Genomic DNA, 26,758 nt, shown 5'->3' with positions numbered 1-26,758 from the left:
TAGCAAAAAGTGCCGCTAAAGAAAGCGAAACAACAGAATCATATGGAGATGGATGTTTCATCGAATGAGGCATTAAAGCGGGAAGAGATGACAGGGATAATAAAATCCTTTTTTGAAACAGTAGGTTAAAAAACGACTAAAGTGATAGCAGGCAACAAACGCACTAAATTTTAGAGCGGTCCGGAAATGAATGCTTATGGTTATTTACGCAGAATTTACGCAGGACAGCATGGAAAAGTGGTGAAAAGCTCGCGCGAGGCGAGCCGTTTGCATTTACTGCGTCGTTACTCGATGTTCTGAATCTATATTCAGTTATTTAGTTATCTATATGATTTATATGGATTTAAATTATTTTTGTTTTAAATGGTACATAAATTGGTACGTGGGCTTTTGGCGGTGCTTAAGTGTGACGCTTTGAATATACTAGCCAAAAAAGTCAATTTATTGATTTTGCTATAAAATTCATAATGGAGTCCCATTAAATTTCTTGAAGGCCGTGATTGCAGGTTTAATGCAAATTTTTGATGGTCAGCCATTTAGTGAGAAGTAACATTACTTCCTTAGTACCGAAGGCTCTCACTAAAATGGCCGTAATTATGGTTTAAGAAGATTATTTATTCTTTATCAACATAGACATCAATCAAAGGCAACTGCATTGAAAGTAGGGATTATTTCATCATAAATATCTTGATATTTATCACTATTTAAAAGACTAAATTTTTCATTAAGATTAATTGAGTGGTAGCCAACCATGTTTCGCTCTGGTTTAACTGCACCTATGATAACCTGCGATATCGCTGCTAGATCGTCCAAACAGAACTGGATAACTTTTTCTGTGTACTCATCATCTAAATCTTGTTGCTTTGGTGAATCTATAACTATTGGTAAAATTGGTAAACTTGAAAATTCATTGATAGTCATCAACAAAGCATAATGATAGGCAAAAATTGCACGAGGACTTCTACTGCCTGTTTTTCCTGTAGTTAACGACTTGTAACCAATAACAGTTGCTTTGCTTGATACCGGAAGTTGTAGTTTTGACTGTGCTTTATTAAGCATTAGTAAAAAGAACCCGTTGATTTCTTTAGTTCTTTTCAAATTATTGAATTTCTTTATATCTCCTTCTACAGAGGATTTTTCAAACAGAAGCTTATCAATGTCTTTTTTTAATTCTAATAACTGTTTATCAAAAGCTTGGGCGGCAGTTTTATATGCCTCGGAATCAATTATTTCTTTAATTGAAAAGTCGTCATGAACATCACTTAACATAGAGTTTATTTTTTGGCTTAAATTGCTATTCTCCAATAACTTATTTTTTATGTTTGCGATTTTTTCATCTAATTTTATTTTCTCTTCGTACAGTTTTGCTTTTTGACTAAACAAAGAGATTTTACTATTGTTGATTTCATATTTTTTTATAGCGTATGAAACATCATCAAGATCATCAATAAAGATGTTATTGTGTTCATTCTCAATATTAAATAACGCATCAGAAATAGAATTCCTTTTGCTATATGAATCTAAAGCTTTAAGTCTGAAACTTCTTTCCTCTGCTTCTAGTTCTTCACACTTTTGTACGAAATAGTCTATTTTAGTAATGTAGTATTCTAGATCTATATCGAAGCTTACGTTGTTAAGATGCCGTTCAAATCGAGATTTTGTTTTTTTAATTAAACTTTCTTCTTTTTCTAACTCCGCAATTTTGGCAGCCAATACTTTCTGCTCACCATTCAAGGAGTAATATTCTTTTGGTTTAATACCAGAATGATATTGAAGTGCGTTTTTTTGCCAATCAACATACATCTTAAGGCCATTAAAAGACTCAAGAACATGGCTCCAGCCTTCGTCTTGGTCAATATAAAATGGGAAGTAATATGTGGCTGGATTTGCTAAAACTGTTTCTCTATTACTCTTAATTGTAAGCAATAAATTGAATCCGAAAATACCTTGTATTTCAGCAGCCAGCTCGGAAGTTTTATTGAACTTTTTTTCAGTTTTCACCAAGCCATCTTCAATTATTGAGACAATAAAGAACGAAGCTTTTCTTAAGAAGTTGATGGTTTTCCCATCATGGAGCAACGTTACCTTAGTAATCGTCTCTTGAGACTTCCAGCCATCATCAAGCCTTACATCACCGCCAAGGCAATAATAAAGACTTTTAATCAGACTAGATTTTCCTGTGTCGTTTGTACCATGAATAAAATTTAATCCTTCTGAAAAATCAAAAGAGAAGGCTTTCCGCTCCGTAAGGGATAATATGGCTATTCTTTTGAATAAAACCTTTTTCATTTTTTTGCCTCGTCCTCTGAAAATTTTCCAATCATGGCACAACAAGCTATTATATATTTAAAGTCATCATCAAGCAATTGCTTGAAGTCATCATCTTCATTTTCTAGAGAGGTGATAGTGTCTTCAATTACTTTAGAAATTACTTGAATTCCAGAGGGTTTTTCTGTGGTTCTTTCTCTAAATTTGTTATAAAACTCACGCTCAATAGAATTAATGTTCTTAAGGTTAATAATCAATACGTCATATTTTATTTTATATATGAGTTTCTCAAAGTCATTTTTACTTAAAGAGGATAATAATAGAGACACAGTTTCCCATTCCGGGATATTGGATTTGTGATTTTTTATTTTGTCAATGATTTTATCAATTAGCTCGTTGCTAATCCCTTTTTTATCAATCAGTTCATCGAATGATCTTATCTCCCTTGAGGAAACTCTTGTTTTTTTCTCAAATAAATCAACAAGCGTTTTTTTTAAAACAGGAGCGCTAACTAAATCAGCGATATCTGTGTCCTCTAAATACTCGAATATCTTTCCTATTAAGTGTGAGTCGTAGTCTAATAGACTCAATTTTGATGTTTTAAAATTAAGCACAGATAAATCGGTTATTTTTTTACCAGTCAATTGTTGATGCACTGCTGCTAATAATTTATCTTTATCCTTTTTTTCTAATTCTTCACCAGAAAATTCGTACTTATCAAAGAATTTAAATAGTGCATTTGTAACAAAAGAGAGTTCTGTGTCGTAATTTTCAAAATCAAATTTATGCTTAAAAAGTTTACTTATAAAAGAAAGTTTCCCTTGTTTTTCTGCTTTAAGTAAGGGAGTTATAGTCCAGTGGCTATCTCTGGTTTTGACTTGGGCAAAAATAGCTTTTTTAGGAAGAGTGGTTGAATCAAGAATAAGGATGTCATCATGATATTCGGGAATGAATACGTATGACTCATTTTTCTTATGCTTGCTTAGTAGCTCATCAATTGCCCAGCATCGCTGATACTCAAAGCCCCGGATTGCAATCTCACCCCCACGCTCGTCTTGAGGCGTATTGACTAATGCATCTGCTAAGTTCACGACAAGTCCTTATCTTATTGAAATTTCGATTTATTACTGATGGCATCACTTTCAAAATGTGTCATAAGTCCCTGCGCGCAATTCTATTCCCGACATACCTGTCCGTCTTCTGGAACGTTTTTTATACAGGCACTAGACTGTGCTTGGGCCGTGACAGTTTGGCTGCTGTAAGCCTATCTGTTTGCTAAAATTTGCATGCAAATTCATAAGTCCTGCACATGCATACCTATTTATACTCGCCCCTGTTCAGAAAATCTTTAGAGTCGTATCAAAAAATTGTCGCGCATACGCCTGCTTAGAAGGATATTTTTTGAAGCCATCATTGTTTCTTCCTGATCATCCGCGCAAACCATATTTTAAGTAGCTGTAACCGCTTGGCTTTAAACTTCAGCTCGTAGCGCGCGCTCGTACCCCCGCCACGCCTGCCCGCTTCATTGAGTGGTTTTCATGCACATGCATGAAGGGGCTTATGCCGCGCCACGGCTGGGATGATATGACGTTCCTGAGTGCCTGAGACTCATGCGTTTTCATGCAGCATAGACATGCAGTCCTAAGCAGGACAGCCAGCTAGGAAAAAGGCGCGTAAAAAAACCGGCGCAATGGCCGGTTCAGACTTCAGCAGGCAGATTTCAGGTGGGTGGCTGTTGCCGGTTAGACAGTGTACTGGCAGAACCGTAGCGTCCCAGCGTCTGCGGCTGACGCGCCGCGTTCAGCTTTTCCGCTGCGGGTTCTGACTCCGCAGGCTTCTGCGGCTTCATGATGATTTTCTCGACGCTCTCCAGCGCGGTGAACGTGCAGGAGCAGTCGAGGTTCTGGCACTGATACCAGGTGCGCTTTACGGTCGCTGACTCGTAGGCGCTGGTGCGGGTGTGGGCGGTGGTGCCACACTCCGGGCATTTGAGAGCCATCACGCACCTCCCTGCGGAAGCCGGTTCAGGCGCTGCGTAAAGCGCAGATGCTCTGCGGGGGTGTAGCTGCCCTGGCAGTCGCGCAGCATATCGGCTTGCGGTGCAAGGCCCGTTTCGACCAGCGCGTCCTGATAGGCTGCTGCCACCGCCGGGCGCGCCCGCTGCACCTCGCGGGCCACGGCGCTGCGCAGCAGCCGGGCGGCCACCTCCAGCCCGCCGGGGCCATTGAGGAACGGGGCCAGCGCGGAGGTGAGCGCCGGGCCGTGTTCGTTCATAAAACCGCTGAGCGCATCCTCCGTGCAGGCCTCCAGCACTATCCGCTGTGCATAAACGCCCTCGCGTGCGGCGCAGTTAATCTGCCAGCCCAGCACCGCGATGCGCTCGCGCAGTTGCGGCACCCGCTCACTGTAATCAGCTGTATTTTCGCCAGCCGTGAGCAGGGTATTCAGCGCCGTTTCAGCCTCCTGACGCTTACTCAGGTGCGTCTGCCACTGGCTGCGGGCGGCACGGAACTGCTCCAGCGCCTGTGCGGGTGTGGTTGCAACGGTCATTGTGCCTGCTCCTTCTGCACCATTTCGCGACGGCGCAGCATTTTACTGCGTGCTGCCGGAGACGGGCTTTTGCTGAGGTCATCCTGGGCGCCGCGCGTAGGAAAGATGCCCGCCAGTTTAAACACCGCGTCCTCTTCCGGCAGCGCGTCACATGCCAGTGCGGGGTCAGTGATGCTACGGGTGACGAAATTCTTCAGCACTGTAACTGGGTCATTAACGGAGTGCACTGTGCCCACACCGATGCTGGTCTGACGACCCAGGGTAATTTTGAGAAGACTCAGCGTCTGAATCAGCTGCTGGCCGTGCGCGTGCATGAACTCCTCCCAGAGTTGCATGGCGCGCAGCTGCACCAAATCATTGTGCGCGCTGATATATTCATGCGCGCGGTCTGCAGTTTTCCACGGCAGGAACTCACTTTCCTGAGACTGGATTGCCAGCATGGCATCAAATTCTTCCAGCGACTCGCGTCCGAGCGCGACTTCAGCGCGCAGCTTTTTCATTTCTGGCGTCATGACGCCGCTGTTTTCCCGAAACAGCCTGCGCCACTCGTCGTTCTGTGCGTTCGCAGTGGCTTCGGTTTCCGCACGGCGCTGGCGGATGGTTTCGGCATTTTCAGCGGCAGCGGCCTGTACGCGGCGGGCCTCAATCCATGCCGCCTTTGCGGTGCTGACCTTATCAAGCGCGGCCTGCGTGGCGGCGGGAAGGGATAAAGCGGTGTCGGTCATGTCGGCTTCCTGTGTGGTCGTTTACAGTAAGTCAATTGTGCCGGGGCTGGCACAGGTGAGCCATGTGCGGGCCGTGTGCCGTGCCTGACACAACGCCTGCCAGAAAAGGGCGGCTGGCTGACTTACCTTCTTTTTGCGGTGTAACACGGGTAACAGGTGTTACAGCGATGAATTAAAAGCACTTTTTCTTATTCTTCCGGTGTAACATGACGGGTAACACGGTGTAACAGCGCTGACGAGTGCGTTACACCTGTTACACCTCACCCGAGAAAGAGGTGTAACAGGCTGACGCCTTACTGAACGCGGCTGTTACACCCGTTACACCTGTTACCCTTTAAAAATAAGACTCACGCAAAGGCATCTGTATCAGCCCGGCACCTCGCTGTTGAAGACGTACAGCCTGCGTACGTTCATCTCTGGCGGGCGGATACTGGTCTGTAGCTTGCCGTCGGCGGAGGCAATCAGGTAGCCCCGGTCGGCGCAGAGTCGCGCCACCTTGCGCGGGTCAAATCCCCTGCAGATTTCCTTCCACCCGGATGGCATGACGTAAAATGTCGTGACCGCCTCGGTTCCCTGCGCGGGACTGCCTTTCTCTACCCTGCGCCAGCCCACCATGTTGCCGGGTCGGTTGCGCTCGTCGTGCCAGTCGGCAAAGCGGCTGTACTGGTTCGCGGTAAAGAAGCTGCGCACCTGCTCCAGCGCGGCAATATCTTCCTGGTTGGCCGTATGCCCGCGGTCTTTCAGCCAGGCATTCAGGCACACGCGGGTAGCCCGCAGCGCTTCCCCCTCCTGCCAGCCGGTAATACCCAGCCGGGTCGCCAGCTCTCCGGCCATTGCCACCAGGGCGAAACGGTTGACCGCGCGGCCCACCTGATTGCCCGCGTCCTGCGGGGTCAGGGCGGCGGTGTACTCCTTCAGCAGCGTTTTTGCCTGCGCCGTCAGCCCGTTCAGGTCTGCGGTCAGCGCCTTCAGCCACTCGCGGAACGGCGCGCCGTAGTAGCTGGCCGTGGCCCATTCCAGATGCTCGGCCAGCGCCTTGCCGCTCTCAAAGCCGTGCAGCTCCTCAAACACGCCAAACTTCCCGGAATCGCTGGGTATCTGGATCATCCTCACCTCCATCCCGGCAAACGTGCGCTCACCGGCCTTCGCGGCGTGCTCGGTCAGCGACAGCTCGCCGGTGGAGAAGAACAGCAGCCGCCACTGTTTCCGGGTGCGCAGCTCGCCGTCCGTCCCGGCACGGCCCTTGCCCTGGCCGTTTGCCAGCATGTAGGCGATGTTGCCCGCCTCGCGGCCGTCCACCTCGCGGATTTCGTCGAGCATCATGGCTGCGTCGTTGCGGCGGCTGGCGCAGCCCTCCAGCGCGTTGCCGGTGGCGCGCCACGTCTGCCAGTAGTCCGGCCCGCCGCACACCGAGGTGGCCGCCTTCATGGTGGTGGTCTTGCCGTCCGTGGATTCCCCCTTGAGGTGATAGCCGCCGCCGTCCATCCCGACCAGCCGCAGTAGCGGGGCGGCAAAGGCCAGGCTGACCGCAAACGCCACGCGGGAATTGCCGGTGCAGAAGCGCGACACGTGCTCGCGCCACTCCTCCACGGTGCCGGACACGCGGAAGTCGCGGCCCTGCACGGAGGTGGTCTGAAGAATGACGCCGTCTGCGCCGTCGCCGCTCACCTCGTCCTGAAGAACGTAAACCTGCCCGTGCCAACCGGTGCGGCTCACGCAGGTTACCCGGCGCTCCGGCTTGCACAGCGAGATGTACTCCATCAGGCGCGCGCGGGCCTCGCCGGTGGTGCTGATGTACGACAGGCCGTTTACCAGCAGCACGCGCCGCAGCTCCTCACCGCTGCCGCTCAGCATCTCCATCGGCATCGCCCAGCGACGGCGCTCGCCCCAGGTGTCCTCCCACTCCAGCAGGCGGCCAAAGTTGCCGCCGTCGGCGTCGCAGGTGATGGCCGTGACGCGCAGCGGGTTGCAGATTTTGACGTTCTGGATTTCCGTTTCGCCGTTGCGCTGCACCTGCTTTTCATACCAGAGATACTCCTGCGTCAGCCGGAATCCGTGCGGCAGCTGCGTGCGGCCTTCACCGCACAGCACCAGACCGTTACGGAAGGCTTCGCGGGCGCGGGTCACGCCGTGCTCCCGGTGAAAGTCGTTCCAGTCGGCTTTGATTTCGCCCGGCGGCAGGCTCACCCAGCCACTGACGGCTTTTGCTGCCTTCTCCGCAAACGCTCTGCCGGGGTTCTCACCCGCATCCTGTAAATCGTTGTCACCGGCGATGATGATTTTCACCTCCGGCCAGCGCACCCGCAGCGCCTGCGCCACATTCGGCAGGTTGCCCGCCGAGATGGCAGCCACCACGCACCCGGCGGTCAGCTGGCTTACCGTGAGCGCCGTGGCGTAGCCTTCAGTGATGACCACCTGCACCGGCGGTTCATGCGGCAGCGGGCTGAGCGCCACAAACGCAGCCTTCATGGTGCTGCCGGGCAGCAGGCTTTTCTCCCCCGCGGGGGCAATCAGCTGCGCGCCGGTCACCGCGCCGTCTGCCGTGGTCAGCGGCAGCAGCAGGGAACCTGCCGGAAAGGCCATGCCGCCGATGCGCTGTGCGCTGCCGGTCAGGCAGGCCGGATAACCAGCAAAGCCTTTGCCTGCGAGGTAGGCACTTTCACCGCTGTGGCTGGCCTTCACCAGCGCACCGACGGTGGCGGCCATGTCGCGCTTCGGGGCTTTTTCTCTGGCAGGCTTAACCGGCAGAGCCTGCACGTCACGCACATCCAGCACCTCTGCCACCGTCTGCGCAGCCTGCTTTACGCCTTTGCCCGTCACCAGCTTCACCAGGTCAAGACCGTCGCCGTGGCCGCAGTGGCTGCAAATCCACGTCCCCCTACCTTCAAGGTCATCCATGCGGAAACGGTCTTTGCCTTCACACTTAGGGCAGGGACCGTGCCTGCCGCCGCCGGGCACGTTCACGCCGAGCAGCTGAAGAATGACCGGCCAGCGGCCACGCGCGGCGGCAGTGATGTGTGATACAGACTGTACTGTCATAACGCCCCCTTAATGCCGGTACAGCGACGCGCCGGTGTCGCAGAAGGATTCAAACGCCGCCGGAAGCGTGGCGTAAAGCCCTTCCATCACCTCATACCCGCGCACCGTCAGAGCGGGCGGGGCGGTCAGGAGCGTCGGCACCACCATGTCGGTAAGCAGGGCCAGCGCCGCCGCAGCGCCGTGCGCTTCGCCATACTCGTTAACCATTGCGCTCTCTATGTGCAGGGCGATGGCCATTTCGATGCGCTCCACCGTCATGCGGTGCGGGCCGCGCATTTCGCTGCCGGTGTCGGCCAGATGCTTAGCCCGCCATGCGGAAGCGATGGCGCGACGGTACAGTGCCGTTGTCAGCTCGAGCGGGAACACGGATACCTGTGGCTTCTTCATTCGCGGGCCTCCTCAATCAGTGCACAGCAGCGCGTAACGTCGGTCAGGTCGGCGCGCAGGTAATCCATCAGTGCGGCTACGCCGGGCAAGCTATGCGTGGTTAATGAACCCGGACAGGAATGCTCGGAAAACAGGAGCTGGAGCAGGTCGCAGGCTTCCTTTGCACGGGTCAGCTTCTCAAAAGCGTCTTCCGGCAGGCCGTAGGTAAAGGCGGCAAATGCACCGCTTTCAGGCAAGGGGATGCCCTGAGCACTGTTGTGCCCGATTGAAACTGTCATGATTTACTCCGTTAAAGCTGGCTGTGTGTCAGAGGAATTTTGAGTAGTGGCCGTCGTCAGGCTCCGCAGGCTGCTGTGCAGCCCGCTCTCGCCAGCGCTCATACTTCACCGTGGGATGCAGATTAAACGGGCTGAACCCGCCGCTGCCTCTGGTCGGGACGGTGAGACGATGCGGCGCACCGGCAAGCCGGGTATAGTTTTCCTGAAACCACGCCAGTGGGGAGGAGGTCACCTGACCGTCGCTGTCGTAGCGATACAGAACCTCGTGACTGAACTCAGGGTTAACGGATGCGACTGACGCAGGTGCATCGGTAAATCGCAGTATCGTCACCGTCCAGTGCTGTGAATGCTGCCAGCGTTCGCCGCTCTGAGGATATTCACGCATGGCAGCCTCCGCGGCAGGGTAGGCGGCCCGTAAATAGCAGGATATAATCAGCCGCCATTCGGCTGCGGACGCTGCGCTCGTCAATGGCAGTAATACGCAGCATGACGGGGCGGCAGGACAATTGAGAGCGGTTGATTGCCGCGAAGATCCAGGTAGACTTTGATGCAGCCATAGGGGTACTCCCAAGTTCATTTATGGTCAGGCTTTGCGAGGTATTGCGAGTACCTTGCAGAGCCGCTTGTTTTCAAATGCTTTGTTATATAAGGTACGTACCTTACCGTTCTTATTAAAGTTAAAGGTACGTACAATGTCAAGAGTTAAAGATCGCACTCCTAAAACCGGTGGCAAATCGCCCACCTTCCAGATCCGCATCAATCCAGAGCTAAGAGAGCAACTCGATCTTGAAGCTGCCAAAGACCAAACCACACTCGGCAACTGGTTCAAGGAGGTTGCAAGAGAAGAACTTAGGCGTCGTGGCATTGAACCTAAAGGATGATTTTTGCGGTGACTCGCCGCCACATATTTATCAATGTGCACGCTGCTGCCCTATCCATTCTTTTACCTCCTCAGCGCGCCAGGCAGTAATACGAGCGGAAATTTTTACTGGCTTCGGAAATGATCCAGATGCAACCCGTCGCCATAGCGTTGCTGACGAAAACGGCAGGCAATGCATCAACTGTTTTTGTCTGATAAATCCGGTTTCAGGGATGATTCCGTAAGGTGTGTGCTTCAAATTAGGATCTCCTATCTCAATGAGTACAAGTGGTGTGGGATGAGATTAATGGAGACACATTGATGAATTCCACTGAAAGTGGAATTCCATAAAGAAGATGAAAATTCCATCAAAAAAAATGAATTCCATCGATTCATCACTGTTGGAGAGGTAAGGTGAGGGCTTTTAAACTTATGATTTATAAGTGACTTATTTTAAAGAGATTTGTATTGCACTTCATTGCACCTCATTGCCCTTTATAAACACTTAGGTTCGACACTATTGGCCAATATTGGCAACTAAAGGGCAATCGAAGGTAATGCCTAGGCATTGTTTGGCACATTTCGATACCGGAAGAGATATCAATGCATCCTAAGTGCAGGCAACAAAACGTCACTCCTCATCATAAAGTGAGTTAAGAGATGCTCTCAGCTTGTCGTAAAAAGAAGATTTACCCATCCCTTTTTGGCTTATGCCATTAGATTTCGCATAATCGCTCAACAATCTGTGCAAAGGTTCGATGCTTGGGGAACCAGCATTGTTAATCCACTTTGTCGATCCACTGGCTGATTTTTCCATAGCGAGATTGATCGCGAGCAAACCTATAATTTTATGAAGAGATGCATTCTCCTCGTTTTTCTTGTGGGCACCACGCTTGTCCTGAACATTTTCTTTAGCGATTAAAACTGCCTTTTCGCCGCCACACTGAAAAATGAGTGATTCACCATACTTTTTATATGTTTGACTCAAGGCTTGAGTGCATCTTTCAATCAAAAAATCGGGAGTTACATCTTTTTCAAGAAGAATGAAACAAGATGAGAAAAGGATGTTTGCCTCTATGGGGCTATTGGTCGCGATTGCTTTAGGATAAAGTATATCCAGTTCATTTTGCTTTCCTTGTGATTTAAGGATAGCGTGTAAATTCCTGTTAACTCTAATTAGATATACACAATAATCACTGATAATACTGTTTTTATCTTTCGGTAACTCATCGTTTCTAAGGTTAGGATCAACATTGGCTAATGCCCTAGCCAATTCCTTTATTTCAATTTGGGGGTAGTGGGTTAGCCTTTCAATGGAGCTACCTTTTGAGAAACTAAAATCCATTATAACTTCGCCTCTATTTCTGCTAGAAAGTCAGCCAGTTTATTAAGCGCTAATTTTCTTTCATTAAAGTAATTATGTCTATTGTAGATACCTTCAACACCTTTAATGCGATGATTAAGGCAACGCTCTGCTACCACTGGATCGATATTTAAAAATGCCAAGTGAGTTCTGGCAGTTCGTCTGAAGTCGTGGATAGTAAAGCCTTCAACTCCTTCCATATGCGGTTTAAGCTTTGCCAGCGCAACTGGAAGTGTACTTTCGGCAATATGAGGTATCATCCTGTTCTGCATTTTTCTGGCTGGCAGAACCCATTCACTGCCTAAAGAAAGTTGCTTTAACTCATTCAGCCAAATTAAAGATAATTTAGGAAGAGGGATATCTAGGTTATCGCCATTTTTAGTGTTTTTTAAATACCAGATACCTTCCTCAAGATCAAAGTCTTCCCATTTAGCTGAGCACAGTTCCATTTTCCTACAGCAAAGAAGTAAAAGTAGCTTAAAAGTTATTTCATTCTGTCGGCTAAATCCTTTAGCTATTTTCATCGCGCGAAAAAGTAACGTAATTTCCTCTTCTGAAAGAAAACGATCTCTGGATTTTTCCTGTCCACCTGCATCATTGTTATCAAAGGCTGCCGCTGGGTTAACACTCAGGTAGTGACGTTTTATACCATAGTTGAATATGCGCTTTATCCAACGTAATACATCATTAGCGATAGTTGGCGCGCCGCGTTGAACAATGCTTTGCAACATTTTATCAATATCACCAGGCTTAACGTCTTCAACCTTTATGTTGCCTATGTGAGGATTGATATCTTTTTCAATGCGCCTGCGAAGAATATCAGGGTGTTTCCAGCGTCCAACAATTTGTTTCTCGTAGTACTCAATCGCAAGGTCAGAAACACTACGAGCATTCTTCTCTTTCTCGATTTTGGCAAGCGTAGAGGCTTTACGCTCCTGCTTCTCTCCGGCGACGTCATAGCCTAAAGCTACTCTTGCCGATAGCTCTCTGGCCCGTTCGCGCGCTTTTGCTAAGGATAGATCCCCGTACGAACCGATCCACATCGCACGGGCTTTGCCTCCGTAGCTGTAGCGAAAGCGCCATTTGGGTATCGAGAACTCTTTGCGGTAACAAAGGTACAATCCGTTCCCGTCAGAGCGTCCTTCAAACCGATCCTGAGACTTGAGCCAGGCTTTTATCTGTATGTCTGTTAGCTTTCCCATTCTGCCTGCTTGTACCAAACCGATAACGGTAAAAAGATAATTGGTACATCAGATGGTACAGTAAAAGCGCGAGGTTTTGCGAGAAGTGATGATTCTTAATGAGACAATAAAACCCGTAATTCACGGGTTTTATTGTTGTTATGACATCATGTGAAAGTAAGTGAGAACTTACTCGATATTCTGAATCTGCTCGCGCATTTGCTCAATAAGCACCTTCAGTTCAATCGCCGATGCGGTGACGTCCGCATTAATTGACTTCGAACCCAGCGTGTTCGACTCGCGGTTGAACTCCTGCATCATAAAGTCGAGGCGGCGACCGACAGCCTCTTTTTTACCCAGGATGTTATAGGTCTCTTTAACATGGGCTTCAAGGCGATCCAGCTCTTCCGCGACGTCGATACGCTGCGCCATCATCACCAGTTCCTGCTCGAGACGGTTGTTTTCCAGCTGTACTTCCGCTTCTTCCAGCTTCGCGACCAGACGTTCACGCTGCCATTTCAGGATCTCAGGCATCTGGGTACGCACTTTCGCCACTTCCTGCTTCACGCCGTCGAGACGCTGTTCGATCATCGCCTTCAGCGCGGCGCCTTCGCTTTCGCGCGCCACGATAAAGTCATCCAGCGCGCCGTCCAGCGCACTCAGCAGCTGGGCATTAATCGCATCCAGATCCTGTTCCTGTGCAGACATCACACCAGGCCAGCGCAAAATTTCCATCGGATTGATGGCGCCTTCGTCACTCTGCATCTTCACCCAGTTAGCGGCCTGCACCAGCTGCTTCGCCAGGGTTTCGTTCAGCATCAGCTCGCCCTGGGCGCCGGGATCGGCGTCAAAGCGCAGGTTGCACTCGATTTTGCCGCGCGTCAGGCGTTGGCGAATACGTTCGCGAATAACCGGCTCCAGACTGCGAAACTGCTCCGGCAGACGGATATAAGTTTCAAGATAACGCTGGTTAACGGAGCGGAGTTCCCAGGCGGCGCTGCCCCAGGTGCCTTTGGCTTCGCGGCGGGCGTAAGCGGTCATACTGCGGATCATAATCGGCTACTCTTTGTCAGAAATTATGCAGCAAGTATAGCGATACCCGCCGCGCGCTAACAGGCATAAGCGCAAGTGCATGCGAATAACGAAACATTTCCGCTTTTGCGGACAGACACTTATGATGGCCGCTGATCGTTTTGATTAAGGATAACGCCAATGTTCCGCTCTGTTGCCCTTTCCATGGCGCTGGCCGCGTTGCTGGCCGGTTGCCAGGCGCCGCGCCCGCCTGCGCCGCCGACTAAACCTGTTGCCGTATGCGCAGGCGGCGAGATGATGATGCAGACTACGCTGTGGTTCGGCCTCAGCAAACCGCAGGGCGGTATGGTGAGCCGCTCCGACTGGCAGCTTTTTCTGGATAAAGAGGTGACGCCGCGCTTCAAAGCAGGCCTGAGCGTTTACGACGCCAGCGGCCAATGGCTGGAGAAAAGCGGAAAGCTGGCGCGCGAGCCGAGCAAGGCGCTACTGCTTATTCATGGGGCGGAAAACGGCGTGAACAGCGATATCGAAGCGCTGCGCACGATTTACAAGCAGCGCTTCGGTCAGGAGTCGGTGATGCGCGTTGATGCGCCAGTATGCGTTGGGTTCTGAGCAAAAACGGCGGCGGTAAGGCCGCCGCAGAGATCAGATAAACAGGCCGGCAAACGCTGCCGACAGCAGACTCACCAGCGTTGAGCCATAAACCAGCTTCCAGCCGAAACGGGACACTACATTGCCCTGTTGTTCATTCAGTCCTTTGATCGCCCCGGCCACGATGCCGATAGAGGCGACGTTGGCGAACGACACCAAAAACACGGAAAGAATGCCCAGACCGCGCGGCGTCATGCCTGCCGCTACCTTTTGCAGCTCAATCATCGCCACGAACTCATTCGCGACCAGCTTGGTCGCCATAATGCTGGCCGCCTGCAGCGCATCCACGGCAGGAATGCCGATCAGCCAGGCAAAAGGATAGAAGACATAGCCAAGGACCTGCTGAAAACTGTAGCCGAACAGCGCGCTGAAGAGCGCATTAACCGCGGCTATCAGCGCGATAAAGCCGATCAGCATCGCCAGAATAATCATCGCAACCTTGAAACCCGCCAGAATGTACTCGCCGAGCATCTCAAAAAAACTTTGCTCTTCATGCAGCTTGTCGAGCTGGATCGCCTGTTCATCCTGCACTTTGCCGGGGTTGATAATGGAGAGAATAATAAAGGTGCTGAACATATTGAGCAGCAGCGCGGCGACCACATATTTAGGCGCGATCATCGTCATATAGGCGCCGACAATAGAGAGCGACACGGTGGACATCGCTGTGGCGGCCATGGTGTAGAGGCGCTTCGGCGGGATATCGCCCAGAATGCCCTTATAGGCGATAAAGTTCTCTGACTGGCCGAGGATCAGGGTACTGACCGCATTGAATGACTCAAGCTTACCCATGCCGTTTACTTTCGACAGCAGCGTGCCCACCAGCCGAATCAGCAGCGGCAGAATGCGCCAGTGCTGCAGGATGCCGATCAGTGCCGAGATAAATATGATAGGGCAGAGCACGCCGAGGAAGATAAAGGCCAGCCCTTGCTTGCTCATATTGCCAAACACGAAGTCGGTGCCCTGCGCGGCAAAGGTCAGCAGCTTCTCAAAAAAGCCGCTGAAGGCGCTGACTGCCCCCTGTCCACTGGCGGAGTGCAGGAAAAACCAGCCCAGTGCGGCTTCTACTACGATCAGCTGCACGATATAACGCAGGCGTATCTGTTTGCGGTCATGACTGACCAGCAGCGCAAGGGCAAAAATCACCGCCAGCGCCAGCAGGAAATGAAGAATTGAGGTCATACTTTTTATTTTCAGTGAGTGAGGAAGGCGCATTTAGCCACAGACCGTGCGGAAATTCATCTGCCGCTGTGAAATCCCGTCAGCAAGACAGGCGACGAGGAAGTCCGTATAATGCGCAGCCAATTCATTTCAGCCGGAGATTACCATGCGTCCAGCAGGCCGAAGCGCACAACAGGTGCGTCCCGTCACCCTGACCCGAAACTATACCAAACATGCCGAGGGCTCAGTTTTGGTGGAGTTCGGCGAAACCAAAGTGCTTTGCACTGCTACCGTGGAAGAGAGTGTCCCGCGTTTCCTGAAAGGACAGGGGCAGGGCTGGGTTACCGCTGAATATGGCATGCTGCCGCGTTCCACGCATAGCCGTATGGCGCGTGAGGCGGCAAAAGGCAAACAGGGCGGACGTACGCTGGAGATCCAGCGCCTGATTGCCCGCTCGCTGCGCGCGGCGGTCGATCTCAAAGCGCTGGGCGAATTTACCATCACGCTCGATTGCGACGTGATCCAGGCTGACGGCGGCACGCGTACCGCATCGATTACCGGTGCCTGCGTGGCACTGGCCGATGCGCTGAATAAGCTGGTGGCGGACGGCAAGCTGAAAGCCAACCCGATGAAAGGCATGGTGGCGGCGATCTCCGTCGGCATCGTCGAGGGCGAAGCACGCTGCGATCTGGAGTATGTGGAAGATTCCGCCGCCGAAACCGACATGAACGTCGTGATGCTGGAAGATGGCCGCATGATTGAAGTACAGGGCACGGCGGAAGGCGAGCCGTTCAGCCATGAGGAGCTGCTGTCGCTGCTCGCGCTGGCGCGCGGCGGCATTGAGGAACTGATTCAGGCGCAGAAAGCGGCGCTGAACAACTGATTTAACAGGCGACCAGAGAGTCGCCTTTTTTTTGTGAGAGGAGTGAGAGATGAAAGCCTGGCAGCGTCAGTTTATTGAATTCGCCCTGAACAAGCAGGTGCTGAAGTTCGGCGAGTTTACCCTGAAGTCTGGCCGTAAAAGCCCCTATTTTTTCAATGCTGGCCTGTTTAACAGCGGTCGCGATCTGGCGCTGCTGGGCCGTTTCTACGCGCAGGCGTTAGTCGATGGCGGCGTCGATTTCGATCTGCTGTTCGGCCCCGCCTATAAAGGTATCCCCATCGCCACGACAACCGCTGTGGCGCTGGCCGACCACCATGATCGCGACGTGCCTTACTGCTTCAACCGCAAAGAGGCGAAAGATCATGGCGAAGGCGGCCTGCTGGTAGGCAGTCCTCTGGCGGGGCGCGTCATGCTGGTGGATGACGTAATCACCGCCGGCACTGCGATCCGTGAATCGATGGATATTATCAACGCGCATAACGCTACGCTGGCGGGCGTGCTGATTTCTCTCGATCGGCAGGAGCGCGGGCGCGGTGATATTTCAGCGATTCAGGAGGTTGAGCGCGACTACAAATGTCAGGTCACCGCCATCATCACCCTGGCAGATCTGATTAGCTATCTGGAAGAGAGGCCGGAAATGGCCGATCATCTGGCGAAGGTGCGCGCCTACCAGAAAGAGTACGGCATTTAACGCTGTGACATTCCCTTTCCCCCGATCGGGAAAGGGAACCCAGCCCGGCTAATGCGAGCAGCAGGCGAACTACACCAGCTGTGCGGCCAGCAGCGGCCAGCGAATATCAAAATCGGCGGTAGGGCGAAAACGGAATTCAGAGCGTACATAACGCGACAGTATGCCTTCGCAAAAAGCCAGTAGCTGGCTCGCCAGCAGCGCCTCATCCGTTTCAAACCCTTCGCCTTCACGCATTCTGCGCTCGCGCATCACCTGACGCAGCTGCGCTTCAATACGCTCAAACAGCTGGTTGATACGCCCCTGCAGGCGATCCTGCTCAAACATCAGCGCGTGGCCAGTCAGAATACGGGTCAGCCCCGGATTACGCTCACCAAAGCCAAGAATCAATTGCACGATAAGACGCAGACGCGCCATCGTCTCTTTTTCATCTTTCAGGATCAGATTGATGCGGGTAATCAGACTGTCTTCAATAAACTCAATCAGGCTGTCGAACATGCGCGTTTTGCTGGGAAAGTGGCGATAGAGCGCCGCTTCAGAAACGCCGACGTTTGCCGCCAGCTTGGCGGTGGTGATGCGCTGGCTACCGTCACTGGACTCCAGCATTTGCGCCAACGCCTGCAAAATTTCTTCGCGACGGTTCCGTTTGGCGAGTTTTTTTTCTGCCATGACCTTAAAAACCCCTGAAATTCACCTTAAGCAGGCACACCTTCCTGTCAGCCCTAAGCGCGAAACTTAAGGCTGATAAGAAATAAACAGATGGTTAAGAAAAAATGGGCGTTACTGGCGACCTGAATGGCCGAAACCGCCGTCCCCGCGGGCGCTGGCGTCAAAATCCTCCACCAGGTTGAACTCCGCCTGCACCACCGGTACAAAGACCAGTTGCGCAAGGCGATCCCCTGGCTGCAGCGTAAAGCTCTGCTGGCCGCGGTTCCACACCGATACCATCAGCTGGCCCTGATAGTCGGAGTCGATCAGGCCGACCAGATTGCCCAGCACGATGCCGTGCTTATGGCCAAGACCGGAGCGCGGCAGGATAACCGCCGCCAGGCTGGGATCGCCGATGTGGATCGCGAGGCCAGTCGGCACCAGCGTAGTCATGCCGGGTGCGATTTCCAGCGCGCTGTCCAGACAGGCGCGTAAATCAAGCCCGGCCGAGCCGGAGGTGGCATACGTAGGCAGTGGAAACTCTGCGCCCACGCGCGCATCAAGAATCTTTACGTCGATTTTTTTCATCATAAAGGCGGACAATCTCGTCTAATAAATGTTGGCCAAGGAGCGTCTTATCGCTGAGCGGCAAGCGTTTTTCTCCCTCCTGCCAAAAAAGGTGGAGCGCGTTAGTATCGCTGTTAAATCCCTGTCCGGCTTTCGCCACGTCATTGGCGCAGATCAGGTCCAGATTTTTTCTTACCCGCTTTTGTCGTGCGTATTCTTCCACATTCTGGGTTTCAGCGGCAAATCCAACCACATAAGGTCGGCCCTGCTGCATCGCGGCGACGCCCGCCACGATATCCGGGTTTTTCACCAGCTGGAGCGTGACGGTATCGTCTTCGCCGCCCTGTTTTTTCATCTTTTCCGCCGCAATGGTCGCGGCGCGGTAATCCGCTACGGCGGCGCTGGCGATAAAAATCTGCTGTTGCGCCGCTTCAGCCATCACAGCAGCTTCCATTTCCAGTGCCGACGTGACGTCAATGCGCTTTACCGCAGGCGGCGTCGGCAGGGTTACCGGACCGGTCACCAGCGTCACGCTGGCGCCACGACTGGCGGCGGCGGCGGCGATGGCGAAACCCATCTTGCCGGAGCTGTGGTTGCTGATGTAGCGCACCGGGTCGAGCGCTTCGCGCGTCGGACCGGCGGTAATCATAATGTTGAGATGTTGCAGATCGTTGACTGACGACGCCCATTGCGCCGCGTAGTCGACAATGGCCAGCGGATCGAGCATGCGTCCTGGCCCTACATCGCCGCACGCCTGGCTGCCGCTGTCGGGTCCCCAAATCAGCAGGCCGCGCGCTTCAAGCTGCTGCAGGTTATGCTGGGTGACGGCGGCGCGATACATCTGCTGGTTCATCGCCGGCACCACGGCAACGGGGGCGGCGGTGGCGAGACAAGCGGTCGTCACCAGGTCGTTAGCCATGCCCGCGTTCAGACGAGCGATAAGGTCGGCTGACGCTGGCGCCAGCACCACCAGATCCGCCCATTTCGCCAGTTCGATATGGCCCATCGCCGCTTCGGCAGCAGGATCGAGCAGGTCTTCGAATACCGCATGGCCGGAAACGGCCTGCAGGCTGAGCGGCGTAATAAAGGCTTTGGCGGCGGGCGTCATCATCACGCGCACCTCAGCGCCGCGATCGCGCAGGCGGCGCACCAGCTCGGGCGTTTTATACGCGGCGATGCCGCCGCTTACGCCAAGCAGAATTTTTTTTCCGGCTAATCCCATCATGCTGTAGGCCTCGTTTCGCTGGAAGCCGCGTCAGGCGCGGCTGGGTGGCAGGACTGTATCATAAAACCGACCCCGCACCTTTTCACCTCCTGCGTTTGCGAGCCGCCTCGTAAATTCGGTAGAAGTTACTGGTTAAGTATACAGTATTTAACCATGATGTCGTCAACGGCAGGAGGCATTTATGGACAATATGACACCACGGGAAAAGTTGCGGTTGATGGGTGCAGAGGCGTTAAGCGACGTCGAACTGCTGGCGATCTTTCTTCGCACAGGGACAGTCGGCGCGAATGTCATGACGCTGGCGCAGCAGATGTTGCAGCGGTTCGGTTCGCTTTATCACATTATGACCGCCGGGCCGGCGGAGTTTGACGAGATAAAAGGCGTCGGCGCTGCGAAGCTGGCGCAGCTGCATGCTATCGCTGAACTGGCGCGGCGCTTTTTCGCCAGCCAGATGGCGCGGGAGGATGTGATGGCGAACCCGCAGGTGACGCGACACTATCTGCAGGGCGTGCTGGCGCATCAGGAGCGGGAGATTTTTATGGCGCTGTTTCTTGATAATCAGCACCGTGTCTTGCAGGCGCAGAAAATATTTATGGGATCCATTAACAGCGTCGAGGTGCATCCGCGTGAAATCGTGCGCGAGGCGCTGAAGCTTAACGCGGCGGCGATTATTCTGGCGCATAATCATCCCTCCGGAATGGCGGAACCCAGCCGCGCCGATCGCCATATTACGCACAAAGTAAGCGCGGCCTGCGCCCTGCTTAATATACGTCTGCTCGATCATCTGGTGATTGGTCACGGCGAATATGTCTCTTTTGCGGAGCGCGGCTGGCTGTAAAAAGCCTCCCTTGCCAGGTGCAGATGGCGGGTTTTTGCACGAGCTTCAGGGATCTTTATCTGTTCGGGACTTGAGCACTTGCGCTGAGCGGCGTATACTACGCCACCTTTGAGAATCTCGGGTTTGGCGTTTGGGCCAGCTTAGCGGGTTCACATGGAACTCGCCTGGCGGGCTATGAGCCTGACGAGGCGGCCAAGACCTAGTTTTTAAAGCTCGAGCTGATTTGATTTTTGGAGAATAGACATGTCACGAGTCTGCCAGGTAACTGGAAAGCGTCCGGTGACCGGTAACAACCGTTCCCACGCAATGAACGCGACGAAACGCCGTTTCCTTCCGAACCTGCACTCACACCGTTTCTGGGTTGAGAGCGAGAAGCGCTTCGTTACTCTGCGTGTATCTGCTAAAGGTATGCGTGTTATTGATAAAAAGGGCATCGATACGGTTCTGGCCGAAATCCGCGCCCGTGGTGAGAAGTACTAAGGAACTGAATCATGGCTAAAGGTATTCGTGAGAAGATCAAGCTGGTTTCCTCTGCTGGTACAGGTCACTTCTATACCACCACGAAGAACAAACGTACTAAACCTGAGAAGCTGGAACTGAAAAAGTTCGATCCGGTTGTACGTCAGCACGTGATCTACAAAGAAGCCAAAATTAAATAATTTTGGTGTTCTGTGAAAAACCCGGCTTCGGCCGGGTTTTTTGTTTTTGCCGCTTTTTGAGGAGAGAACATGCCGGAATTACCCGAGGTCGAAACCAGCCGACGCGGCATAGAACCGCATCTGGTGGGCGAAAAAATTCTACATGCGGTGGTGCGTAATTCGCGTCTGCGCTGGCCGGTGTCGCAGGAGATCCATGCGCTCAGCGACCAGCCTGTGCTGAGCGTGCAGCGCCGCGCCAAATATTTGCTGCTGGAGCTGCCCCACGGCTGGATCATCATCCATCTTGGCATGTCCGGCAGTTTGCGCGTGCTGCCGGAAGAGCAGCCCGCCGCGAAGCATGACCATGTCGATTTAGTGATGAGCAACGGCAAAGTGCTGCGCTACACCGATCCGCGCCGCTTTGGCGCCTGGCTGTGGAGCACCGATCCCGAAGGGAGCAACGTGCTGGCGCATCTGGGGCCTGAACCACTCAGCGACGCCTTTAGCGGCGACTATCTCTATCAAAAGTCGCGCGGCAAGCGCACGGCGGTAAAGCAGTGGCTAATGGATAATAAAGTGGTCGTCGGCGTCGGCAATATCTACGCCAGCGAATCGCTATTCACTGCCGGGATCCTGCCCGATCGTCCGGCAATGAGCCTGAGCGATGAAGAGGCGCAGCGTCTGGCCGCGACCATTAAGGCCGTACTGCTGCGTTCCATAGAGCAGGGCGGTACGACGCTGCGCGACTTCTTACAGAGCGACGGCAAGCCAGGGTATTTTGCTCAGGAGCTGCAGGTTTATGGACGCGCTGGCGAACCCTGCCGCGCCTGCGGTACGCCGATTGTCAGCGGTAAGCACGGGCAGCGCAGCACCTTCTGGTGCCCCAACTGCCAGCGTTAATCAGGCCAGCTTCGCCAGCAGCGCCTGGAGCACATGCGGCGGCAGAAAGGCGCTCACGTCGCCACCGTGGCGCGCTACCTCTTTTACCAGTGAAGAAGAGATAAAAGAGAAGCCTTCGGTCGGCATCAGGAACACGCTCTCCAGCGTCGGCAGCAAATGGCGATTCATATGGGCGAGCTGCATCTCATATTCAAAGTCGGACACCGCACGCAGGCCGCGCACCAGTACGTTGGCCTGCTGCGTCCGGGCGAAGTTCGCCATCAGATCGCTAAATCCCACTACCTCGACGTTTGGCAGATGCGCCACCATGCTGCGTGCCAGATCGACGCGCTCTTCCAGAGTAAACATCGGCTTCTTGCTCGGACTGGCGGCGACTGCCATAACTACCTGATTAAACATCTGCGCGGCGCGCGTCACGATATCAAGATGGCCGAGCGTGACGGGGTCGAAGGTTCCGGGATAAATCGCTTTAGTGCTCATAGACGGCCTTTATCTGCGGCATGATTCAGCGCCCACAGCGCGGAATATTTGTTGAAAGTGTACTGCGCGTTGACCACGGCCAGAATCCATCCCTGTTTGCCGTCGAGAAAGCCTGCGCGCAGCAGCAGCGTCTTCATAAAAGCGCCTAGCGTATGGGTAAATATCGAGAAGAGGCCGCAGCGCTTGCCGCGCTGGTGACGCTCCTGTGCCCAGGCTGCGGCGTAGGCCAGCTGCTTTTGCTGGAAAATAATAAGGTCACGACAGGTCAGATGCTGCAGATCGCCCTGCAGCCGGACGACCGGCGCACCCTGCGTTTCCAGCGATTCATGCACCAGGTTGTCGTTATAGTTCAGCGCGCGCGGATAGAGGCGCATCACGCGATCCGGATACCAGCCGCTGTGGCGCATAAAGCGGCCGAGAAAAAGGTTGCTGCGGTTCAGGCTGTAGACGGTCGCCGAGGGTGGCTGCGTTAGCACCGCCTCAATACTGGCGCGCAGTGTCGGCGTAACGCGCTCGTCGGCATCGATCATCAGAATCATATCGCCGCTGGCGTAGCGCTGCGCGCGCTGGCGCTGTTTGCCGAAACCGGCCCACGCCTCGGCATGATAGACCTTTGCGCCAGCCTGGCGGGCAATCTCGGCGGTCTCATCGCTGCTGCCGGAGTCCAGCAGGATAATTTCATCCGCCCAGCTGACCGAGGCGAGACAGTCGGGCAGTAGCGCCGCTTCATTTTTGGCGATCATTACCACAGAAAGACGTTGGCGAGCGGTCATCAGTGAGCCCGTGGCGGTAAATGAGGTTCGAGTAACTGTAGCAGACGCTGCAATGCGCCCTGGTTCTGGTGCAGCACCTCGACCGCGTGACGACCGTAGTAGAGTCGGTAATCCTCATCCTGAAGCAGATTGGTCACCTCTTTCTCCAGCGACACAACGTCGGTCACGGTAATCAGGCCCTGCGCCTGCTGCAGCTTGCTGCAGATATCTTTGAAGTTCCAGGTATGCGGCCCCATCAGCACCGGAATGGCGTGCGCGGCAGGCTCCAGCGGATTGTGTCCGCCGCGCTCTACCAGGCTGCCGCCGACAAAGGCGAGATCGGCGATGCCGTAGAGCAGCATCAGTTCGCCCATGGTGTCGCCGATAACAACCTGCGTCGAGCCAGAGGGGATTTCGCCGCTGCTGCGCAGGATAAAGCTGAAGTTGCGTTTTTGCGTCAAATCGCGCGCGTCGCTGAAGCGCTCCGGATGGCGAGGCACCAGAATTAGCAGCAGGTCGGGAAAAGTCTGCAGCAGACGACGATGCGCATCGAGCACAATCGCCTCTTCCCCTTCATGGGTGCTGGTGGCGATCCAGACCGGACGGCGCGGCGCCCACTGACGACGCAGCGTAATTGCTCTGGCGGCCAGCTCAGGCGTGACGGAAATATCGAATTTCAGGCTGCCGGTGACCGCCAGCTGCGAGCGTTTCAGGCCCAGCGCCAGAAAGCGATCGCCATCTTCCGCATTCTGTGCGGCGATAAGGGTGATGCGCTGCAACAGGTCGCGCATAAAGCCGCCCAGCTTGCGATAACCTTTAGAAGAACGTTCCGACAGCCGGGCATTGGCGATCACCAGCGGAATCTGACGCTGATGCAGAATGCGGATAATGTTGGGCCACAGCTCGGTTTCCATAATGATCACCAGACGCGGATTGACCGTGTCGAGGAAACGATTAATGGCGCCCGGCAGATCGTAAGGCAGATAAACGTGATGCACATCTTTGCCAAACGCCGACTGCGCCCGTTCAGAGCCGGTCGGCGTCATGGTGGTCACGGTAATCGGCAGGGTGGGATAGCGATGGCGTAGCGCGCGCACTAACGGAATCGCCGCCAGGGTTTCACCGACGGAAACCGAGTGCAGCACAATGCCGTCCGGCTCCACTTTTCCCGTGCAGTAGCCGTAGCGCTCTGCCCAGCGTTTACGGTACGCCGGCGCTTTACGGCCGCGCAGCCAGAGGCGCAGCCAGATGAGCGGCTGAATAAGGTAGAGCAGAACGGTATAGAGGGTTGTCATAGTTATCGTTTCGACAGCCTGGCAGAAAAAATTTCACATAAATCAATCTATGTTATCAGAAAGCCTAAATACGCTCATCACTTTGTCAGCGACGCGACAGAACCTGCTGATAAAGCGAAGTCAGCGACTGCGCAAGACGCTGAGGTCCGTAGGGCTCAATTCTGCGCCTTGCAGCTTCGCCCAGACGCGAATCAGCCGAAAGGGCTGGTATCGCCATAATAGCCTGATTCAACGCGTTGATATCTAACGCATCGCAAACGAAGCCTTCCTGACCAGCGGTAATAAATTCCGCGCCGCCGCAGCCGGTGCTGGTGATCACCGGCAGGCCGCAGGCCATCGCCTCCAGCACGACATTGGGGAAAGGATCGTAGAGCGTCGGCAACAACAGCCCGTCGGCGGCGTGGTAAAAAGGCTGCACATCCTGCTGCACGCCGACAAAGCGCAGTCGGTCGAGACAGTTCAGCTGATTCGCCAGCTGCTGATAGCGCGACAGCTGCTTGTCCTGTCCGACTACGATCAGGTAGCGGTCGCTGTTCGCCAGCGCCTCAATCGCCGCCTTCAACCCTTTACGCTCGAAGCCGGAGCCGACGTAGATCAGTACAGTGGCGCTGTCTGGCAGCTGCAGCTGCTGACGTGTGGCATGACGGCTCGCCTCGCTGGCGGGCTGGAAGCGTTGGGCATCAATGGCGTTATGGATAACATGGATTTTCTCCGCGCTCAGCGAAAAGCAGCGCAGGATGTCGCGCTTGACCATCTCGGAGTTGCAGATCACCGCTTTCAGAGAGGAAGCGTTAAACATTTCCGCTTCCGCGCGTAGCACATAGCGATGATAGGGGCTGAGCGCGGTGCTCATACGCTGCCACGGCGAGACGATGCGCGCCCGCTGCTCCAGCCAGACGCGATGCACGCCGTCGCCGGCGCGAAAAATATCGCAGCCCGCGATGCGCTCGTGGCTCTGAACGATATCGAACCGCTCTTTTTCCCAGCAGGCGCGCGCTGCGCGCGCAAAGCCGCGCTCACGCGAAATACGGCCCAGCTTGGGCGGATTGCAGATATGCAGATGCCAGTCGGGATTGGGCGTGCCCTGCCAGCTGCGCGTGATGATATTGAGATCCAGCTGCTCGCTGCCGAGCGCTTCGAGCGCGCGTGAGATAAAACGTTCGGCGCCGCCGTCGGGACGGTATTTTTGCCGGACGATCGCCAGGCGTAATTTAGTCATGTAGGTACGTCCTTGCCGCCTCGACCACATCGTCGACCGGAATGGCGCTGAGATAACGCTGGCGGGTATTAGTATCGATGGCGTCGGGATCGGGCAGCGGGCCGTAATCGCCCGCCCAGATGACGTGGTTATGCTCGCCCCAGGGCCGCCAGAACTGAAGCTTGGTCGGGCCGAACAGCGCGATGCAGGGCGTGTCGAGCGCGGCGGCCATATGCATCGGCGCGGAGTCCACGCCGATAAAAAGCCGGGCGCGGTCAATCAGCGCCGCCAGCTGCGGCAGCGTGAGCTGGCCCGCCAGGGATACCAGATTCGGCGTCGTGCAGAGCGCCTGGATGCGCGCGATCATCTCCATTTCATGCTTGTCGGGCGCGGCGGTCAGCACCACTTTGCAGTTCGCCTGCGCCAGCTGGTCGATAGTCGCGGCGACCTTCTCCTCTTCCCAGCACTTAAAATTCCAGCGCGAGGTGGGCTGTACGACGATAAAAGCGGCATCAACGCCCTGTTCAGTCAGCAGCGCTTCGACTTTTTGTCCATCGACGGCGCTGTAATGCATAGAGACGCGCGCGCCTTGCGGTGAAATGCCGAGCGGCGTCAGCGCCGTCATATTCTGCTCAACCGTATGAAGCTGATTATGGTTGCGGGTCGGCACCAGAGCGTTGTGACAGAGCCGCCAGAATGCGTTGTTGCGCTTATTGAAGGCAAAGCCGATACGCAGCGGCGCGCCGCTGAACAGGGTAATCAGCGCGCTGCGCCATTGATCGGCGAGATTGATGACGACGTCATAATGGCTGGCGCGAACGGCGGCAAGCAGATCGCGCTCGTGGCGCAGTTTGCGCCAGCTTCCTTCCTGCTTCCACTTGCGGTCGATAACGTGCAGCTGGCGAATCGCCGGATGCGCTTCCAGCATCGGACGTGTCTCTTTGTAGAGCAGCACGTCGATATTGGCCTGGGGATAACGCTGGCGCAGCGCGTTGATAACCGGCGTAGTAAGCAGCATATCGCCGTGGTGGCGCAGCTTGATTAGCAAAATATTGTGTGGGGTAACGTCTGCGTGAGTCGGGTTTGCCATACACAAATGCTCTTAATTTTCAGTGAGGCGATTGTAGGGCAAACCCTTAAGAGGTGAAACCTGCG

At 53.9% G+C, this 26,758-nt stretch carries 31 protein-coding genes; 8 read left to right on the top strand and 23 right to left on the bottom strand.

The annotated features are described in order from the left end of the window. Positions 1–636 precede the first annotated feature (636 nt). The 10 genes from EKL29_RS16885 to EKL29_RS23570 all read right to left on the bottom strand — a co-directional run bounded on the left by EKL29_RS16885 (position 637) and on the right by EKL29_RS23570 (position 9,735). Positions 637–2,289: an AAA family ATPase gene (locus tag EKL29_RS16885; protein WP_126690268.1), complete on the bottom strand. Its 1,653-nt coding sequence runs from the start codon at positions 2,287–2,289 to the stop codon at positions 637–639. Then, positions 2,286–3,359, bottom strand: coding sequence for a dsDNA nuclease domain-containing protein (locus EKL29_RS16880; RefSeq protein WP_126690267.1), 1,074 nt, complete (start codon positions 3,357–3,359; stop codon positions 2,286–2,288). The genes EKL29_RS16885 and EKL29_RS16880 overlap by 4 nt, the downstream gene beginning before the upstream one ends. A gap of 629 nt (positions 3,360–3,988) precedes the next feature. Continuing rightward, the gene (locus EKL29_RS16875) at positions 3,989–4,267 is read right to left on the bottom strand and encodes an ogr/Delta-like zinc finger family protein (protein WP_126690266.1); all 279 of its coding nucleotides are present in this window, start codon (positions 4,265–4,267) and stop codon (positions 3,989–3,991) included. After that, on the bottom strand, positions 4,267–4,818 hold the full coding sequence (locus EKL29_RS16870) for a phage polarity suppression protein (RefSeq protein ID WP_126690265.1): 552 nt from the start codon (positions 4,816–4,818) through the stop codon (positions 4,267–4,269). Before EKL29_RS16870 ends, EKL29_RS16875 begins: the two co-directional genes overlap by 1 nt. Next, positions 4,815–5,543: a septation initiation protein gene (locus tag EKL29_RS16865; protein WP_126690264.1), complete on the bottom strand. Its 729-nt coding sequence runs from the start codon at positions 5,541–5,543 to the stop codon at positions 4,815–4,817. The genes EKL29_RS16870 and EKL29_RS16865 overlap by 4 nt, the downstream gene beginning before the upstream one ends. A gap of 366 nt (positions 5,544–5,909) precedes the next feature. After that, positions 5,910–8,582 carry a TOPRIM and DUF927 domain-containing protein gene (locus tag EKL29_RS16860; protein WP_126690263.1) on the bottom strand — a complete coding sequence of 891 codons (2,673 nt, stop codon included), beginning with the start codon at positions 8,580–8,582 and terminating at the stop codon, positions 5,910–5,912. Between the two features lie 9 nt (positions 8,583–8,591). Further along, positions 8,592–8,969, bottom strand: coding sequence for a DUF5375 family protein (locus EKL29_RS16855; protein ID WP_126690262.1), 378 nt, complete (start codon positions 8,967–8,969; stop codon positions 8,592–8,594). Further along, positions 8,966–9,247 carry a hypothetical protein gene (locus tag EKL29_RS16850; protein WP_126690261.1) on the bottom strand — a complete coding sequence of 94 codons (282 nt, stop codon included), beginning with the start codon at positions 9,245–9,247 and terminating at the stop codon, positions 8,966–8,968. The genes EKL29_RS16855 and EKL29_RS16850 overlap by 4 nt, the downstream gene beginning before the upstream one ends. Before the next feature lie 28 nt (positions 9,248–9,275). Beyond that, on the bottom strand, positions 9,276–9,632 hold the full coding sequence (locus tag EKL29_RS16845; protein WP_126690260.1) for a hypothetical protein: 357 nt from the start codon (positions 9,630–9,632) through the stop codon (positions 9,276–9,278). Then, the gene (locus EKL29_RS23570) at positions 9,625–9,735 is read right to left on the bottom strand and encodes a host cell division inhibitor Icd-like protein (RefSeq protein WP_409339862.1); all 111 of its coding nucleotides are present in this window, start codon (positions 9,733–9,735) and stop codon (positions 9,625–9,627) included. Before EKL29_RS23570 ends, EKL29_RS16845 begins: the two co-directional genes overlap by 8 nt. A 204-nt stretch (positions 9,736–9,939) precedes the next feature. On the opposite strand from EKL29_RS23570, the gene EKL29_RS16835 reads away from it, so the two are divergent. After that, positions 9,940–10,128 (top strand): toxin-antitoxin system HicB family antitoxin, encoded by a 189-nt coding sequence (locus EKL29_RS16835; RefSeq protein ID WP_126690258.1) that lies wholly within the window; start codon positions 9,940–9,942, stop codon positions 10,126–10,128. 30 nt (positions 10,129–10,158) lie between these two features. Here the strand turns inward: EKL29_RS16835 and EKL29_RS16830 are convergent, their stop codons facing one another. From EKL29_RS16830 to EKL29_RS16815, 4 genes are all read right to left on the bottom strand, one after another. Then, positions 10,159–10,365 (bottom strand): AlpA family transcriptional regulator, encoded by a 207-nt coding sequence (locus EKL29_RS16830; RefSeq protein WP_096072318.1) that lies wholly within the window; start codon positions 10,363–10,365, stop codon positions 10,159–10,161. A 372-nt stretch (positions 10,366–10,737) separates the two neighbouring features. Then, positions 10,738–11,451: a hypothetical protein gene (locus EKL29_RS16825; protein WP_060681332.1), complete on the bottom strand. Its 714-nt coding sequence runs from the start codon at positions 11,449–11,451 to the stop codon at positions 10,738–10,740. Then, complete coding sequence (locus EKL29_RS16820; protein WP_126690257.1) at positions 11,451–12,671, bottom strand: site-specific integrase; 1,221 nt, start codon at positions 12,669–12,671, stop codon at positions 11,451–11,453. Before EKL29_RS16820 ends, EKL29_RS16825 begins: the two co-directional genes overlap by 1 nt. 168 nt (positions 12,672–12,839) lie before the next feature. Next, entirely contained in the window at positions 12,840–13,703 is an 864-nt protein-coding gene (locus EKL29_RS16815) for a YicC/YloC family endoribonuclease (RefSeq protein ID WP_120458121.1), read from the bottom strand. A gap of 159 nt (positions 13,704–13,862) precedes the next feature. Here EKL29_RS16815 and EKL29_RS16810 point away from each other — a divergent pair, with 159 nt between their 5' ends. Next, entirely contained in the window at positions 13,863–14,294 is a 432-nt protein-coding gene (locus EKL29_RS16810; protein WP_120458119.1) for a DUF3574 domain-containing protein, read from the top strand. 33 nt (positions 14,295–14,327) lie between these two features. On the opposite strand, the gene EKL29_RS16805 is transcribed toward EKL29_RS16810, so the two are convergent. Next, a complete protein-coding gene (locus EKL29_RS16805; protein WP_126690256.1) occupies positions 14,328–15,512 on the bottom strand; it encodes a NupC/NupG family nucleoside CNT transporter in 1,185 nt (394 codons plus the stop codon). Between the two features lie 145 nt (positions 15,513–15,657). Here EKL29_RS16805 and rph point away from each other — a divergent pair, with 145 nt between their 5' ends. Both rph and pyrE read left to right on the top strand, forming a co-directional pair. Beyond that, positions 15,658–16,374, top strand: a complete 717-nt coding sequence (gene rph / locus EKL29_RS16800) for a ribonuclease PH (protein ID WP_033754298.1) — start codon at positions 15,658–15,660, stop codon at positions 16,372–16,374. A gap of 49 nt (positions 16,375–16,423) precedes the next feature. Next, complete coding sequence (gene pyrE / locus EKL29_RS16795; protein ID WP_120458115.1) at positions 16,424–17,065, top strand: orotate phosphoribosyltransferase; 642 nt, start codon at positions 16,424–16,426, stop codon at positions 17,063–17,065. 69 nt (positions 17,066–17,134) lie between these two features. Here the strand turns inward: pyrE and slmA are convergent, their stop codons facing one another. The 3 genes from slmA to coaBC form a co-directional block, all read right to left on the bottom strand. Next, positions 17,135–17,731, bottom strand: a complete 597-nt coding sequence (slmA, locus tag EKL29_RS16790) for a nucleoid occlusion factor SlmA (RefSeq protein WP_120458113.1) — start codon at positions 17,729–17,731, stop codon at positions 17,135–17,137. 111 nt (positions 17,732–17,842) lie between these two features. Continuing rightward, positions 17,843–18,301 carry a dUTP diphosphatase gene (gene dut / locus EKL29_RS16785; protein ID WP_126690255.1) on the bottom strand — a complete coding sequence of 153 codons (459 nt, stop codon included), beginning with the start codon at positions 18,299–18,301 and terminating at the stop codon, positions 17,843–17,845. After that, positions 18,270–19,499, bottom strand: a complete 1,230-nt coding sequence (gene coaBC / locus EKL29_RS16780; protein ID WP_179256443.1) for a bifunctional phosphopantothenoylcysteine decarboxylase/phosphopantothenate--cysteine ligase CoaBC — start codon at positions 19,497–19,499, stop codon at positions 18,270–18,272. The genes dut and coaBC overlap by 32 nt, the downstream gene beginning before the upstream one ends. A gap of 184 nt (positions 19,500–19,683) precedes the next feature. Here coaBC and radC point away from each other — a divergent pair, with 184 nt between their 5' ends. From radC to mutM, 4 genes are all read left to right on the top strand, one after another. Then, positions 19,684–20,340, top strand: a complete 657-nt coding sequence (gene radC, locus EKL29_RS16775; RefSeq protein ID WP_120458109.1) for a RadC family protein — start codon at positions 19,684–19,686, stop codon at positions 20,338–20,340. Between the two features lie 243 nt (positions 20,341–20,583). Then, complete coding sequence (gene rpmB / locus EKL29_RS16770; RefSeq protein WP_010616494.1) at positions 20,584–20,820, top strand: 50S ribosomal protein L28; 237 nt, start codon at positions 20,584–20,586, stop codon at positions 20,818–20,820. Between the two features lie 11 nt (positions 20,821–20,831). After that, positions 20,832–20,999, top strand: coding sequence for a 50S ribosomal protein L33 (gene rpmG / locus EKL29_RS16765; protein ID WP_001051798.1), 168 nt, complete (start codon positions 20,832–20,834; stop codon positions 20,997–20,999). A gap of 69 nt (positions 21,000–21,068) precedes the next feature. Next, entirely contained in the window at positions 21,069–21,878 is an 810-nt protein-coding gene (gene mutM / locus EKL29_RS16760) for a bifunctional DNA-formamidopyrimidine glycosylase/DNA-(apurinic or apyrimidinic site) lyase (RefSeq protein ID WP_120458107.1), read from the top strand. On the opposite strand, the gene coaD is transcribed toward mutM, so the two are convergent. The 5 genes from coaD to rfaQ all read right to left on the bottom strand — a co-directional run bounded on the left by coaD (position 21,879) and on the right by rfaQ (position 26,693). Then, entirely contained in the window at positions 21,879–22,358 is a 480-nt protein-coding gene (coaD, locus tag EKL29_RS16755) for a pantetheine-phosphate adenylyltransferase (RefSeq protein WP_120458105.1), read from the bottom strand. Beyond that, positions 22,355–23,131, bottom strand: a complete 777-nt coding sequence (locus EKL29_RS16750; protein WP_120458104.1) for a glycosyltransferase family 2 protein — start codon at positions 23,129–23,131, stop codon at positions 22,355–22,357. The genes coaD and EKL29_RS16750 overlap by 4 nt, the downstream gene beginning before the upstream one ends. Further along, on the bottom strand, positions 23,131–24,405 hold the full coding sequence (gene waaA / locus EKL29_RS16745) for a lipid IV(A) 3-deoxy-D-manno-octulosonic acid transferase (protein ID WP_120458102.1): 1,275 nt from the start codon (positions 24,403–24,405) through the stop codon (positions 23,131–23,133). Before waaA ends, EKL29_RS16750 begins: the two co-directional genes overlap by 1 nt. Before the next feature lie 85 nt (positions 24,406–24,490). After that, positions 24,491–25,624 (bottom strand): glycosyltransferase family 4 protein, encoded by a 1,134-nt coding sequence (locus EKL29_RS16740; RefSeq protein ID WP_120458100.1) that lies wholly within the window; start codon positions 25,622–25,624, stop codon positions 24,491–24,493. Further along, the gene (gene rfaQ / locus EKL29_RS16735) at positions 25,617–26,693 is read right to left on the bottom strand and encodes a putative lipopolysaccharide heptosyltransferase III (protein ID WP_120458098.1); all 1,077 of its coding nucleotides are present in this window, start codon (positions 26,691–26,693) and stop codon (positions 25,617–25,619) included. Before rfaQ ends, EKL29_RS16740 begins: the two co-directional genes overlap by 8 nt. Positions 26,694–26,758: the final 65 nt, after the last annotated feature.

It is taken from the genome of Pantoea sp. YU22 (assembly GCF_003970755.1).
Lineage (GTDB): Bacteria > Pseudomonadota > Gammaproteobacteria > Enterobacterales > Enterobacteriaceae > Pantoea > Pantoea piersonii.
The sequence above is the reverse complement of the archived record's forward strand: the minus strand, read 5'-3'. Positions and strand labels throughout refer to the sequence as shown.